Source organism: Klebsiella sp. GFKo11 (assembly GCF_056490265.1).
Map to the genome: position 1 here is coordinate 4,659,725 of NZ_CM151369.1, position 14,292 is coordinate 4,674,016.

Annotated in this window: 11 protein-coding genes and 2 pseudogenes; 3 read left to right on the top strand and 10 right to left on the bottom strand. The window is 54.2% G+C overall.

The window, feature by feature from the left end:
• Positions 1–16: 16 nt before the first annotated feature.
• The 8 genes and pseudogenes from AC07P6_RS22515 to AC07P6_RS22550 all read right to left on the bottom strand — a co-directional run bounded on the left by AC07P6_RS22515 (position 17) and on the right by AC07P6_RS22550 (position 9,694).
• Positions 17–1,258, bottom strand: a complete 1,242-nt coding sequence (locus AC07P6_RS22515) for an MFS transporter (protein WP_478314760.1) — start codon at positions 1,256–1,258, stop codon at positions 17–19.
• A gap of 153 nt (positions 1,259–1,411) precedes the next feature.
• Entirely contained in the window at positions 1,412–2,788 is a 1,377-nt protein-coding gene (gene pheP / locus AC07P6_RS22520; protein WP_478314762.1) for a phenylalanine transporter, read from the bottom strand.
• A 140-nt stretch (positions 2,789–2,928) separates the two neighbouring features.
• Entirely contained in the window at positions 2,929–3,579 is a 651-nt protein-coding gene (locus AC07P6_RS22525) for a TonB-dependent receptor (RefSeq protein ID WP_478317066.1), read from the bottom strand.
• Complete coding sequence (locus tag AC07P6_RS22530; protein ID WP_478314764.1) at positions 3,489–5,123, bottom strand: TonB-dependent receptor; 1,635 nt, start codon at positions 5,121–5,123, stop codon at positions 3,489–3,491. Before AC07P6_RS22530 ends, AC07P6_RS22525 begins: the two co-directional genes overlap by 91 nt.
• Before the next feature lie 58 nt (positions 5,124–5,181).
• A pseudogene (locus AC07P6_RS22535) lies at positions 5,182–6,263 on the bottom strand (YncE family protein).
• Between the two features lie 341 nt (positions 6,264–6,604).
• Positions 6,605–7,558, bottom strand: coding sequence for an aldo/keto reductase (locus tag AC07P6_RS22540; RefSeq protein ID WP_434659878.1), 954 nt, complete (start codon positions 7,556–7,558; stop codon positions 6,605–6,607).
• 161 nt (positions 7,559–7,719) lie between these two features.
• Positions 7,720–8,496, bottom strand: a complete 777-nt coding sequence (locus AC07P6_RS22545) for an ABC transporter substrate-binding protein (protein WP_110273196.1) — start codon at positions 8,494–8,496, stop codon at positions 7,720–7,722.
• A gap of 19 nt (positions 8,497–8,515) precedes the next feature.
• Positions 8,516–9,694, bottom strand: coding sequence for a M20 aminoacylase family protein (locus tag AC07P6_RS22550; RefSeq protein ID WP_478314765.1), 1,179 nt, complete (start codon positions 9,692–9,694; stop codon positions 8,516–8,518).
• A gap of 597 nt (positions 9,695–10,291) precedes the next feature.
• Here AC07P6_RS22550 and AC07P6_RS22555 point away from each other — a divergent pair.
• From AC07P6_RS22555 to AC07P6_RS22565, 3 genes and pseudogenes are all read left to right on the top strand, one after another.
• Positions 10,292–10,996 (top strand): annotated as a pseudogene (locus AC07P6_RS22555) (DUF1593 domain-containing protein); the annotation flags it as partial.
• A 237-nt stretch (positions 10,997–11,233) separates the two neighbouring features.
• On the top strand, positions 11,234–11,644 hold the full coding sequence (locus AC07P6_RS22560; protein WP_478317067.1) for a hypothetical protein: 411 nt from the start codon (positions 11,234–11,236) through the stop codon (positions 11,642–11,644).
• A 97-nt stretch (positions 11,645–11,741) separates the two neighbouring features.
• A complete protein-coding gene (locus tag AC07P6_RS22565; RefSeq protein ID WP_478314766.1) occupies positions 11,742–12,758 on the top strand; it encodes an ROK family protein in 1,017 nt (338 codons plus the stop codon).
• A 168-nt stretch (positions 12,759–12,926) separates the two neighbouring features.
• Here the strand turns inward: AC07P6_RS22565 and AC07P6_RS22570 are convergent, their stop codons facing one another.
• Positions 12,927–13,409 (bottom strand): RcnB family protein, encoded by a 483-nt coding sequence (locus tag AC07P6_RS22570; RefSeq protein WP_304256806.1) that lies wholly within the window; start codon positions 13,407–13,409, stop codon positions 12,927–12,929.
• Positions 13,410–13,597: 188 nt separating this feature from the next.
• Positions 13,598–13,987, bottom strand: a complete 390-nt coding sequence (locus tag AC07P6_RS22575) for a hypothetical protein (protein WP_304256804.1) — start codon at positions 13,985–13,987, stop codon at positions 13,598–13,600.
• Positions 13,988–14,292 lie beyond the last annotated feature (305 nt).

Genomic DNA, 14,292 nt, shown 5'->3' on the forward strand with positions numbered 1-14,292 from the left:
ACCACCTCCTAAAAAATTAATGCTGCTCTTTATCTTTGTACTGGAAAGAGAAAAGGAAAATCAGTGCGATAACCGCCGCGGCCACCGCCGGGATCCACCAGAACGTGACCCACGCCTGCGGTACCGTTTGTCCCGCGACCAGTTGGTTATATAGCGCGCCGGAAATCTGCGAGCCCAGTAGCATCCCGATGCCGTAGGTGAACATCACGATCATGCTCTGTGCCTGACCTTTGACCTTCTCGCCCGCCACGCGGTCGGTATAGATAAAGCCAACCACGAAGAAAAAGTCGTAGCACACGCCGTGCAGCAGGATGCCAAGATAGAGCAGGAAGCGCCCCTCTTCGCTGACGCCCAGCGCAAAGAAGGCGTAGCGTACGAACCACGCAGCCATGCCGATCAGCAGCATATATTTGACGCCCAGGCGGCGGAACAGCAGCGGGATCACCAGCATAAAGAAGATTTCTGACATCTGACCGAAGGACATGGCGGTGCTGACGTCCGCGACCCCGGCATCCGCCAGATAAGAGGCGGTATAGGCGTAGTAGGTGCCCAGCGGAATAGAGATCAGCGTCGCGCACAAGGAGAAAATCAGGAAGTGGCGCGTTTTCAGCAGCGCGAAAGCGTCAGCGCACAACAGGTCACGAAACTGCACCGGGGTCCCTTTCGCCGGGGCCGGCGTGTGCGGCAGCGTCAGACTATAAACCGCCAGTACCACTGAACACAGCGCCGCGAGGGTGAAAATCCCGGTGGTATCGGAAATACCGGTCACGCCGATGCAGATGCCGGCGATAATCCAGCCGATAGTACCGAAAACGCGGACCACCGGAAAAGTCTTGTCGACGTTCGCCAGGCTGTGGAACGCAATATTGTTAGTCAGCGCCAGCGTCGGCATATAGCACAGGGTGTAGCCGAACAGCAGGCCAATCAGCAGCGCGCCGTTTTGCGCCACCAGCGCCTGCGGCACAAACCACAGAATCACCGCCCCGGCCAGATGCATGACCGCCATCACCTTCTGCGAAGCAAAAAAGCGATCGACCAGCATTCCCAGCACAAACGGTGAGAGAATCGACGCAATCGGCCCGGCGGAGAAAGCATCGCCAATCAGCAATGACATCTCGTAACGAGTCATCACCAGGCCCAGCGTAACCGACCAACTCCCCCAAATAAAGAACTGCATAAACATCATTAACGACAGCCGCGGCACCAGAAAACGGTGCGTTACGCGGGCACTTTCACGACCTTCGGTTGTTGTTGTCATGTTGACCGCCTTTAAAAAGTAATCGATTACAAAATAGATTCAAATGAAAAGTAATCGATTACAAAAAGAAGATCGCGGGAAAAATGCGCTAAGCGCGAAGAAGATCACAATAAAATATGATTATGCCCCGCCGGACGGCGGGGCTGTCACGCACTACGCCGGGCGGCGCAGGGTTTTAAAGGCCACAAACAGGAACAGGATCCACACCGGCAGCAGAATCGCCGACAGACGCATACCGTCGATCGTGCACATCAGCACCAGGATCAGGCCCAGGAAGGCGATGCAAAAATAGTTACTGCCAGGCGACAGCAGCGCTTTAAACTTCGACTCACGCCCCTTGCGCCGCTGGGCAGCACGGAATTTCAGGTGCGCCAGGCAGATCATAATCCAGTTCAGCAGCAGCGTCGCCACCACCAGCGCCATCAACAAGCCGAGCGCGCTCTGCGGCAGGAGGTAGTTAAGCAGCACCACCAGCGAGGTGATAATCCCGGAAAGCATCAGGGAGTTGACCGGTACGCCGCGCTTGCTGACGCGAGCGAGAAACTTCGGCGCGTTGCCCTGCACCGACAGGCCGAACAGCATCCGGCTGTTGGAGTAAACGCCGCTGTTATAGACCGACAGCGAAGCCACCAGAATCACGAAGTTCAGCGCTGAAGCCGCCACATTACTGTCGAGATTATGGAAAATCATCACGAACGGACTACTGTCAGATTTGATTTCCACCCACGGATAAAGAGCTAGCAGAACCACCAGCGAACCGATATAAAACAGCAAAATACGGTACACCACCTGGTTAACCGCTTTCGGAATGCTCTTCTCAGGATTGTGCGCTTCGGCGGCGGTAATGCCGATAAGCTCCAGCCCGCCGAAGGAGAACATGATCACCGCCAGCGACATAATCAGGCCATGCCAGCCGGTGGCAAAGAAGCCGCCGTATTTCCACAGATTATCGATTCCCGCTTTGCTGCCGCCGTGGCCGCCAAACAGCATCCACAGGCCAAAGCCAATCATGCCGATAATCGCCAGCACTTTAATCAGCGCGAACCAGAACTCCGCTTCGCCGTACAGGCGAACGTTAACGAGGTTAACCGCGTTGATAATAATGAAGAAGACGGCGGCCCAAATCCACGTCGGCACGTCCGGTAGCCAGTACTGCATGTAGATCCCGGCAGCGGTCAGCTCTGCCATCCCCACCAGCACGAACATCACCCAGTAGTTCCAGCCGGAAAGAAAGCCTGCGAACGGGCCCCAGTATTTATAGGCAAAGTGGGCAAAGGAGCCAGAAACCGGCTCTTCGACGACCATTTCGCCAAGCTGGCGCATAATCAGAAAAGCAACGATCCCGGCGACGGCGTAGCCGAGCAGTACGGCCGGTCCCGCCATTTGAATCGCTGGTCCAATGCCGAGAAACAGGCCGGTACCGATGGCGCCGCCAAGGGCGATAAGTTGGATATGTCGGTTCTGTAAACCGCGGTGAAGCGTCGGACCGCTTTCCTCTACGGCATCCGACGACGTTGACGCGTCTTTCACGTCGATCCCCTGTGTGTTTATATGAAGGGGCACCTTGTAACACTTATCCCCGTCATACTTCAAGCCGCAGATGCCCTGGCTTTATACGTTCATTGATTTATCACAAGGGGCGAGCTGCCCTGCCCGCCCCAGCGTTTTGCTTAGAACTCGTAGCCGACCGAAACCTTGAACGTCCGCGGCTCACCGCGGAACAAATAGGTTCCACTGTCATCAGCACCGGACCAGTAGTTCTCATCCGTCACGTTATCCACCCCCGCCCGTACCGTCATCTGGTTCTGATTCTCGTTAAGCGCCAGACGATAGCGCACGCCGAGATCCAGGGTGGTGTAGCTATCAATCTTCTTGGTATTCGCCTGATCGGCATACTGCGAACCGGAGTGATTGAGGCGCGCGGTGGCAGTCAGGCCGTCGATAGGCTTAATGTCATACTCTGCGCCAAGCACCGCGTAGAACCCCGGCACACCAATAGCTTCCTTACCATCGTTGATGCCATATTTGGTTTTCGACAGCTCGGCATCCAGCCAGGTGGCGCTGGCGTTAAGACGCAGACCGTACAGCGGTTCGCCGAAGACATTGAACTCAACGCCGCGGTTACGCTGCTCGCCGTTAAGGCCATAATAACCTTGGCTATCAAGGACCGCTGACGGCATTTTAATTTCAAACAGCGCCAGCGAGCCGCCAATACGGCCGAAATCCGCCTTCACCCCCACTTCGTTTTGTTTGGAGTGAATAATCCCGACAGTTGCACCATAGTTTTTGGCCGAATTTGGCGCCCGGCCTCCGGGTTGCAGAGCCTCAGTAGGTTAGCATATAAAGAAATCACGTCCCACGGTTTGTAGACCAGCCCGTAAGTGGGCATCCAGCGGCTGTCATCAAATTTGTCGTCGGTTTGTAATCCGGTGGTTTTGTTGTAGTTACGCACCACCACTTTTTGATGGCGCGCGCCAGCGGTAAACAGCAGCGTATCGTCCAGAACGCCCAGGGTATCGCTCAGCAGCCAGCCCTGCGAACGGGTACGCCCGCTGGTGAGCGGATCGTAATAATTACCATCGGATGAAGAAGTGGCTGGAGGCGCAACCTGCTGAGTATCATAGATATTCACCAGCGGGTTAACCTTAGACATTCTCCACGCCGTTTTATCGTTTTGGGTTTTCGCCGAATAGCCGACGTTCACTTTGTGCGAGACAAAACCGGTAGCGAACTCGCCGCGAATGCCGGCCATGCCGCTGGCGGTATCAATATAGCGGTTGGTATCCAGACGACCCGCCGTGGCGTTGCCTTCTCGATCAATAAGCTTCGAAGCGCTATACAGGCCAATTTCATGGGCGTGCTGAGCGCCCAGCGACGCATAGGCAGTCCATTTATCGACAATGTCGTACTCCATTCTCAGCATACCGAACTCATTTTCGATATCGCTGTAAGCCCATTTTTGCGTGTAGTTATGGGTATTGCCCGGCAGACGCGGAATAAAATCAACGGCTGAAATATTGATCCCCATCGGGCCGCCGTGGAACGTTTTCTTCTGATAGCCAAAATCAAAAGAGCTGCGCAAGCGCTCGCCGCGATAGTCGAGGCCAATAGCGGCCAGAGTGGTTCTGCGCTTGTCATTCTCGACCGCCGCCTCGCCTTCACGATGTACCAGGTTCACCCGCGCGCCGAACTGGTTATCGTCACCAAAGCGACGGCCTAAATCCAGCGAACCGCCGACCTGAGAATCAGAGGTATAGTCCACGCCAACGTTGGCGGTCGGGGTATCTTCCGCACGCTTCGGCTCCAGGTTAATCATCCCGCCGACGCCGGAGCTGGCGGCACCATTGAGCAGGGCGTTCGCGCCTTTAAAAATCTCAACCCGTTCAAGCATGGCGGTATCCATCACCTGACGCGGCACCACGCCGGACAGGCCGCTCAGGGTCATATCATCGCCGTCGAATTTGAGGCCGCGAATGCGGTAGGTCTCGGCATAGTTACCGTAGCCCTGCACCGGCTGAACCCCGGCATCGTTGCTCACCACGTCGGTAATGGTTTTCGCCTGCTGATCCTGAATCAGCTTCGAGGTATAGCCGATGATGCTAAACGGAACGTCCATCGCGTTTTGCTCGCCGAGCATCCCGAGACGACCACCGTTCGCTACCTGCCCATCCAGATAGGCAGGAACGACCAGATCGCCGCCAGATTTAAAATCATTGTCGGAAGCCGCCCGGACGACCATGGTTTCTTCGGTTTTTTTACGTTCGGCGTCGCTTTCCGCCGCCGTTGCCGAGTGAGTGATAGCGCCAATAGTTAACGCCAGCAGCGTTTTCCGTAGCGGGAAAGCCGGATAGTGAGATATACGCATAATGAGTCCCATAGGTGAGGAAAGTAAAACAAAGGGCCCGTTACCGGGCCCGAATTTCTTATTTCGCGGTCAGGTCAATGCGGACAACGCTGTCCGGCCCTTTCGTCGAATGATCTTTATTAAACGGCTGCTTAACGGTGACAAACAGCGTCTGGCCGTCAGCGGAAATAAGCAGGCTGTTAGGGTTAGCCGGAATATCCCACGACTTTTTCAGCGCGTAGCTGGTGCCATCGAGGCTGATAACCTTGCCGGATTCGCGCTGGGAGATATAAATCTCGTTGCGCTTAGGATTGAACTGCACCGCCAGCGAGTCGCCCACGTCCAGTTGCTTAATCACCTTGCCGCTGTGAATATCGAGTACCAGGGTGGTTTTAGCTTTGGAGTTATCAGTGACGAACAGACGACCGGTGGCGCTATCTTCAGCAATGTTCAGCAGCAGCGCCGGTTTATCGCCCAGCGGCTTCCAGCGGTGTTCGATACGGTTATTGCGCGGGTTAATCACCAGGATTTCACCGCCGCCGTTTGCCGCGTACAGCCGTTCGGTTTGTGCGGAATAGTGCAGGCCGGTCATCCATTTACCGGTATTTTTAATCCGCGTTTTCAGCTTCAGGGTGTCGGCATCGACCACCCAGATTTGCGCCGGATCGGCGACTGCGCCAACGTAAAGGGTGTTATTGAGCAGCAGGATTTGACGCGCACCGTACGGGAAACCTTCTTTATTGCGTTCGCTAAACAGCAGGCGTTTTTGGACTTTGCCGTTGGCCGTGTCGATAGCGCTAATGCCGCCATCCAGCGAGTTGGTGACAAACAGCGTACTGCCGTCAGGGCTGAGCTGTACGGCAAAGTTTTTCAGATCGGTGTGGGTCATGCCGATAGTTTTCAGGGTTGCCGGATCCAGCTTATAGACCGCGCCGCCCTGCACTCTTTAAAGCCTTCAGCGCTGGCAACGTACAGTGCATCGCCTTTCGGGCTGAGCGCCATTTCATACAAGCCTTTCGCCAGCTCGCGTTTCAGCGGTTGTACGGCAGTTTCCGCTTTTTGTTCGGCAACAGGTTGAGAAGCAGGAGAGGTGTGAGTGGCGGCGCAGCCGCTTAAGACCGCAGAGATAGCCAGCGCCAACGCCGGGAGAGTGTATTTCATAAGATCAATCCTGAACAAAATCAATGATCCGATGGTGACTCCGCCGCCGATATTCTCTTTTTCGGTCTTGCGTTAGCGAGCCCCACCCTACGCCTTCGAAGTTTCCCTGTGAGCACGCCACTAATGCAGGTTATTCCCTGACAAGCCCGCAAACAAAAAGAAGAATGAGAACTATACGCATTATCCTATCGTAATCAAGCCTGTCTTTTTCCGAATGGAAAAACGTTTCATTTTTCGGTGAAAGGTATTCAGAGCAGTGGTATTGGCTGAGGGTGAGGAAAAATGGAATACAAAACGCTGATGGAAAAGCGCCGGAACTCGACAGGTTCCGGCGTCGAAAACTATGCGCTGGCGGTATCCAGACGCGCCAGCTGTTCAGCGTGGAGGTTCAACGCAGCGGCACGGGCAAAGCTCTCCACCTGAGCGATACTGGTGGCGCTGGCAATCGGGGCCGTTACGCCTTCACGACTCATTAGCCAGGCCAGCGCGACTTCGGCAGGTTTCGCATTCTGTTGTTCCGCCACCTCAACCAGAGTATCGACGATACGCAGCCCGCGCGGATTGAGGTATTTTCCGATGCCGCCGCCGCGCTGGCTTTGCGCCAGATCGGACTGCTGACGGTATTTACCGGTCAGGAAGCCGGATGCCAGGCTGTAGTAGGTCACCACACCGATATCGCGGCTGATGCACAGGTCGCAGAGCGCGCCTTCAAAGGCCGAACGATGATAAAGATTGTATTCCGGTTGCAGCACCTGCCAGGCCGGTAGACCGCTTTTGCGCGAGACTTCCAGGGCGCTCGAAAGCTGCTGTGCATCGAGGTTAGAGGCCCCCATCGCGCGGATTTTTCCCGCCAGCTGTAAGGCATGGAACGCGTCGAGGGTTTCGGCAACCGGGGTTTCCGGGTCCGGCCAGTGGGAAAAGTAGAGGTCGATATAATCGGTGTTCAGGCGGCGCAGCGAATCTTCCACCGCCTGCTGGATCCAGGCTTTTTTCAGTCCTTTATGGCCGGGAAGGCCTAAATCGGAACCAACTTTAGTGAAAATTTTCACCTTATCGCGCATGCCTGGCCGCGCCTGCAGCCAGCGACCGATAATGGCTTCGGACTCGCCGCCCTGGTTACCGTCCGCCCAGCGGGAGTAAACATCCGCCGTATCAATAGCATCAAAGCCGTGGTCTACAAACGCATCAAGAATGGCAAAACTGGTTTTTTCATCGATGGTCCAGCCAAAAACGTTGCCGCCAAACACCAGCGGGGCGATGGAAAATCCGGTTTTGCCCAAGGGACGTGTCATCATGCCGTTCACTCCTTATTTACCCGTCATACTTCACGCAACGCGAATTATATAGGGTAACGCTTATATTCTGTGTCCTTTCAGGAAATACCAAAGGTCAGAAATGATAGTAAGAAAAGGAAGCTTGAAGCGGGCTTTCCGTGCCCGCTGAATGCATAACAACATTATGTCCCGGAATAGACATCAAAGCTAAAATATTTCCCTGCTAGCTTTTTATAGGTGCCGTCGGCGAGAATTTTGGCAATCGCGCCGTTAATTTCCTGACGCAGGGCTTCATCGTCTTTACGCAGACCAATCGCCGCCCCGGCGCCAAACAGCTTGTCGTCCTGCAAATGCCCGCCAACGAAGGCGAAATCTTTTCCCTGCGGCTGCTGCAGGAAGCTGTAGTCGGCCATCATCCCGGAAAGCACCGCGCCATCAATACGCCCGGACTCCAGATCCTGTACCACGCGATCCGCCCCCTGATAGGCGACGATATTGATTCCCGCCGTGCGCCAGTGCTGATTGACGTACGTTTCCTGCGCCGAGCCCTGCTCTACGCCAATGGTTTTGCCCTTCAACTGCTCGACGGTATTCCCGGCCAGCGTGTTTTTACGCGCCACGAGGAACACCGGGCCGTTATACAGCTTATCGCTAAAGCCAATCTGCTCTTTACGCTTCTCGGTCATATACATTCCGGAAAGGATCGCGTCGAACTTGCGCGCCTTCAGCGCCGGAATAATGCCGTCGAAGTTGCTTTCCACCCACACGCACTTCGCCTGGAGCTGCTCGCAAATCGCGTTCCCGAGGTCAATATCAAAACCCGCCAGCTTACCCTGTGGGTCTTTCCATTCAAACGGCGCGAAAGTCGGGTCAACGCCAAAGCGAATTTCCTTATTTTCTGCGGCCAGGGCTGAAGTTGAGGCCATCAGCGCGACCCACAGCAGAAGAGATTTTTTCATTATTTACGGACTCCAGAGATCAACGGCAGTGTGTTTCAACTAACCGGGCGAACAGCGTCGCGCCGGTGGAAATAATGTCATCATTAAAGTCGTAGCCGGGGTTATGCACCATGCAGCTGCCCTTCCCGCCTTTTTCGCCATTGCCCAGCAGGAAGTAGCAGCCGGGACGCTCCCGCAGCATAAAGGCGAAATCTTCGCTGGCGTTCATTGGAGGTATCGATTCCAGAACACCCTCTTCGCCAAACACCTCCAGTGCCAGCGCTTTAGCGAACTCAGTTTCCTCAACGCTGTTGGTCAGCACCGGATAGGAGTCAAAAACATCGACTTCGCTGCTGGCGCCGTAGCTTTTGGCGGTATACTCGGTGAGCTCCTTGATACGTTTGATTAGCAGATCGCGGATTTCCGGTTTCATCGCCCGCACGCTCAGTTCCATCACCACGTTTTCGGGAATTACGTTAGAAGCGATACCGGCCTGGAAAGTCCCCACGCTGACCACTGCGGTTTCGCCCGGCGGTACGTTACGCGCAACAATACTTTGTAGATTCATCACCAGCGCCGCGCCGGTCACGATCGGATCGACGGTGCGCTCAGGGTGTGCGCCATGCCCGCCATAGCCGGTAATGGTGATTTTGACCGTATCCGCCGAGGCCATAAAATTGCCGGCATAGAAGCCGAGTTTCCCCACCGGCAGGCCCGGCATATTGTGCAGACCGAAGATGCGCTCGCAGGGGAAGCGCTCAAACAGGCCGTCTTTAATCATTAAATCCGCGCCGCCAATCGCTTCTTCCGCAGGCTGGAATATCAGGTGTACCGTGCCGTTAAACTGACAGGCCGGAGAGGCGATATATTTCGCCGCCGCCAGCAGAATCGTGGTGTGACCGTCGTGGCCGCAGGCGTGCATTTTTCCGGCAACGGTGCTGGCCCAGGGAAGATCGGTCGCTTCGAAAATCGGCAGTGCGTCCATATCGGCGCGCAGGCCAATGGTGCGCGGAGAGTCGCCCTTGCGCAACGTCCCCACAAGGCCGGTTTTTGCCAGCTCACGAGTTACCGTATAGCCCCACTCGGTCAGTTTCCCGGCCACCAGCTCACTGGTATTAAACTCTTCGAGGCTTAATTCCGGATTGGCATGTAAATAATGACGGATCGCAATCATCTCATCTTCAGTGGCTTTAATTTCAGGAATAACAAAATCGGTCATGCCGGTCTCCGGGATATAAAAATAGATGCTCAGTTTTAATAACTTAACTTGGTAGAGGTTTAATGCAAGCAGCATTTCTTATTACAGAGGCAGGTGGCATCTCATTTATTCATATTGATTTACCTACGAAATTTCTTTCTTTATACCTCAGAGCAAAACAGAGTTATTTCTAATCATCTGGTTATTATTGCTTTATAAGATCAATAATAATAAACCAAATGGAACAATGCAGATAAAGAATCGATAAAATACCTAAATTCCAATATTTTATTCTTTCATAAGATCATCTCCTGTCTGGAAAAAATCGTTATCACGGTCACACAATATTGCTTTTCTTTTTACTTTGTTTCCATTGTTAACTATGTTGGGTTCACTTGCTTAGTCACCAACGTATATCGAGGTTTGAAGATGAAACAACCCCATAATAGAGTTGCCCAGGGAGTCTGGCTGGCGATGGCCGGGCTGCTGGCGTTATCGGCCCCGCTGGCAGTAAACGCCGCGACCGCCATCAGTGAAATGGCCGGTAAGGTTCTGCCGTATCAGGAAAAACCGCGCGTCTTCGTGCTGACCGATATCGGCAACGAGCCTGACGATCAGATGTCGTTAACCCGTTTTTTGCTCTATGCCAACGAAATGAGTGTCGAAGGGCTGGTGGCGACAACCTCCACCTGACAGCGGGAGAAAGTGCATACCGATATGATCGATCTGGTACTCGGTCATTACGGCGAAGTGCAGCCTAACCTGCTTAAGCACGCCACCGGGTTCCCAACGGAAGACCAGCTTAAAGCCGTCGTCGCGCCGGGGCTTGCCAGCTACGGCATGGCAGCGACCGGTGAAGGGAAAAATACCGCCGGTTCCGACCTGCTGGTCAAGGCCATTGAAAAAAGCACCGACGCTAACCACCCACTGTTTATCAACCTGTGGGGCGGCGCGAATACTCTGGCGCAAGCGCTGAAAGACCTGGCGCAAAAACATCCTGCCAGCACCGTTCAGACGCTGACGCGCAACCTGGTGGTCTACTCGATTTCCGATCAGGACGACGCTGGTTTTTGGGTGCGCGAGCACTATCCGGATATCACTTATATCGTCGATCCCTCCAGCCAGAACGGCGAAGATTATGCTCGCGCCACCTGGACCGGCATCAGTGGCGATCAGTACTATCGCAACGCACCGGGGGCAGATTTCACCACCGTGTCCCAACACTGGCTGGATGAAAATATCCGCAACATCGGACCGATGGGCAAAGGCTACCTGCAATACCTGTTTATTATGGAAGGCGATACCCCGGCGTTTCTCGGCCTGATCCGCAACGGCCTGAATAGTGAGCAGAATCCGGGTTGGGGCGGCTGGGGCGGGCGCTATATCGTGCGCCAGCCGCAGCATGAAACGCGCGCCATCTGGAGCAGCGGCGGCGATTTCTATCCCGGCAACCCCAACGCCGCCGATACGGTTACCGGCATCGACGGCAAGCGCTATACCTCAAATCAGGCCACCATCTGGCGCTGGCGTGAGGCATTCCAGCACGATTTTGCCGCCCGCATGGCGTGGGGAGTGAAAGATTACGCCTCCGCTAACCATAATCCACAAGTGGTGGTAAACGGTCAGCAGGGACAGCAAGTGGTGTATCTGGATGCTAAAGCGGGCGACGTGCTCACATTAAGCGCCGCAGGGAGTAAAGATCCCGATGGCAATCAGCTCAGCTATAGCTGGTACCGCTACCCGGAGGCCGGTTCCGCCAGCTCTCAGCCGGTGGCGGTAAACGATGTGCAAGGACGTCGCGGCGAGGATAATTTGCAGGCCCCCGCAATCCTCGAACTGAGCGATAACGGTAAACCAACGGTTGAAGTTAAAGCGCTGCGAAAAGGCACGGAACATATCATTCTGGCGGTGACCGATAACGGCAAACCGTCTCTCACCTCTTATCGACGGATTATTGTTTCGGTCAAATAATCCATCCGGGGCGGCACGCATTGCCGCCCGATGAACGGAATGCAGCGCAATGGTATGATGAACGCTAAAGCAACCCTGCGGGCAGAGGCGAGACGGCGTGGATTACAAACAGCAGATCCTCAATATATTGCATAGCGAAGCGGAATCCCGGGCGGAGATGACCAAACGCCTTGGCGTCACCAAAGCCTATATCACCAAGCTGACGGCACGCCTGCTCGATGAACAATTGATTGAGGAGCGGGAAGTCAAAGATCCGACTTTTGGTCGCCCGCAGCAGCTGTTAGCAGTGAAAAGCGCGAAAGCCTGGAGCGCCAATATCATGCTGCGTAAAGGCAGTTTTCAGGGCACGCTCAATGATTACAATACCCAGTTGCCGCCGTTAGCGGATCTGCATTTTTCCCTACCGGAGACAATGACCCCGGACCAGTTGGTAGCCTTTGTCGCCGATGGTATCGCACGACTATGCGAGCAAGCCAAACTGCCGCGAAGCTCGCTCAGCGTAGCCAGCATCGCGCTACAGGGCGGGATCGAGCATTTCACCGGAGTTGTGCGCTATTGTCCGCTATTTCAGGAACATAATGTCAATCTCCCCGCCCTGCTTGAGCAGAAGCTAAACCTGCCAACCCGCATCTACAATATTGCCCACTGCACTAACTATCTGCTGGCGAAAAGCTCGCCCGGGCAGTCATACGTCGCGTTTATGCCCGGATTTGGCAGCCTCGGCTACGGTTATTGCACCCACGGCGAGCCGGGACTGGGCGAAAACGGCTTCTATCCGGAAATTGTGCATCTCCCCTGGCCCGGAGGGCTGGAACCGGCATTTAACGTCGAGGCGAATAATATATCCGCAGGCATCCTTACCACCGCGCAGGCGCTCTATTTTGCGATTTGCTGTACCGCACCGATTCATAATATTAAGCGAGTTATCGCGACCGGTGAGTTATTCGAAGATTACGGTGAGGATATTTTGCCGCTCGCACAGAAAATGCTTGATGAAAATACCAATTCACATATTCGTGAAATACATATCCGCCATTATAAAACCGGACACAATTATGGCTGGAAGGGATTAGTACAGCTCAGTTCGGACAGTATCACCGGGCTGCTGGTGTAATGTGATTTTCCCCGGTGGCGCGCGACTGTCCCTCAGACAATGCGGAACCTGTAGCCCGGATAAGGCGTTTACGCCGCGATCCGGGGTTTACAGGCTTGAACTTGCGAGGTGCGCGGGTTTTGTAGCCCGGACAGGTGCGCAGCACCGCCTCCGGGGATAAGATCAACGTTAGTGGTTCAGCGCGCCGTTAATCAGGATCGACGTAATAATCCCGGTCGCAGCGGCAATCAGCACATAGTTACCGTCAATATACGACCAGTGTTGCCCACGCGGTGGTGACGGTAACCCCCGATCGTGCCAGTCGTTTACCCGATAGTCATTGCCGCGAAACCGTTCCGGAGCCGGCTGGCCTTTACGGAAATCATGGCCACTCCACGCGAAGTGATCCTGCTCGTGGCGCTCCTGATGGCGATTATCGGACGAATGATTACCACCGCGATCCGGGCCACGATCGCCACCGTTCCCCTGATGATTATTACCTTGCGGCCCATTGCCCGGCGCCTGCTGTCGGTTACCGTCCGGACCGCCGCGGCCGGAATCGTTCTGCCAGACCTGCTGCTGACCGCGATTGTTACCGCCAGGGCCATCAGCCCATGAAACGGATGTAAAAGCACAAGATAAAATAATCGCCAGTGAAAGAATCTTTTTCATAGTACACCTCCTGATATATTTCCTTTTTACCGGGAAAATGTGGAGGAATAGTGAGTAATAATATAACCAGGATTATTCCTGGCTTATTGGGTACATGAGCTTATAAATAGCATTCAGCCACACAAATAAAGCGCGCTAAATAACAAAAAGGCCGCTTTCGCGGCCCTTTTTTAAAGAATTGTCAGTGATTATTCAGTGACTTTATTTTTTAACTCTTCAGCACCTTGCTTGGTTTTATCCCAACCTTCTTTGCTGACCTCTTTGGTCTTATTCCAGCCTTTTTCGCTGCCTTCTTTGGTCGCGTTCCAGCCTTTCTCGGTGCCTTCTTTGGTTTTATTCCAGGTTTTCTGCGCGCCTTCGCTGACTTCGCTACCTACGCTGTCGCTTTTCCCTTCCGCCGCGTGTTTGGCTTTGAGCTGCTGCTCTTCGCCCTGGTGCTGAGCCTCATGCAGTTTTTCCTTCGCGGTGTTCGCCCCTTCGTGGGCTGCCGCGACGGTATCATCAGTTGCGTGTGTTGTTGCAGCAAAAACAGGAGCTGCTACCAGAATCGCAGATAACGCAATCATTGCTTTTTTCATAATGTCCTCTCTCTAACGAACTTAATGTTACGAGTCGCATTTAGCATGGCACAAGATTTTGCCGTTTGGCTTTAGGGATTGTTCTTAAAACTAATTTCAGAATTTTCAATCGACTTTTCACCTGATGGAAAAGAGTATTTTCTCTGTATCAGTAAATTCTAACCAGACTTTCCCGGAGGCGGCACTCGACGCGCCTGTCCGGTCTACTGTCCTTCAGACGATTGAAAACCCGTTGCACGATCAATCTGGACGCCTATTTTTCACCAACAGATTCTCGTTTTTACGCCCTGGCTCGCACTTTTCTG

What these genes read in the sequence shown, in the direction of transcription:
- AC07P6_RS22515 (WP_478314760.1), bottom strand. Translation starts at nt 1,258, where the DNA reads ATGACAACAACAACCGAAGGTCGTGAAAGTGCCCGCGTAACGCACCGT.
- AC07P6_RS22530 (WP_478314764.1), bottom strand. Translation starts at nt 5,123, where the DNA reads ATGCGTATATCTCACTATCCGGCTTTCCCGCTACGGAAAACGCTGCTG.
- AC07P6_RS22540 (WP_434659878.1), bottom strand. Translation starts at nt 7,558, where the DNA reads ATGATGACACGTCCCTTGGGCAAAACCGGATTTTCCATCGCCCCGCTG.
- AC07P6_RS22545 (WP_110273196.1), bottom strand. Translation starts at nt 8,496, where the DNA reads ATGAAAAAATCTCTTCTGCTGTGGGTCGCGCTGATGGCCTCAACTTCA.
- AC07P6_RS22550 (WP_478314765.1), bottom strand. Translation starts at nt 9,694, where the DNA reads ATGACCGATTTTGTTATTCCTGAAATTAAAGCCACTGAAGATGAGATG.
- AC07P6_RS22560 (WP_478317067.1), top strand. Translation starts at nt 11,234, where the DNA reads ATGGCGTGGGGAGTGAAAGATTACGCCTCCGCTAACCATAATCCACAA.
- AC07P6_RS22570 (WP_304256806.1), bottom strand. Translation starts at nt 13,409, where the DNA reads ATGAAAAAGATTCTTTCACTGGCGATTATTTTATCTTGTGCTTTTACA.
- AC07P6_RS22575 (WP_304256804.1), bottom strand. Translation starts at nt 13,987, where the DNA reads ATGAAAAAAGCAATGATTGCGTTATCTGCGATTCTGGTAGCAGCTCCT.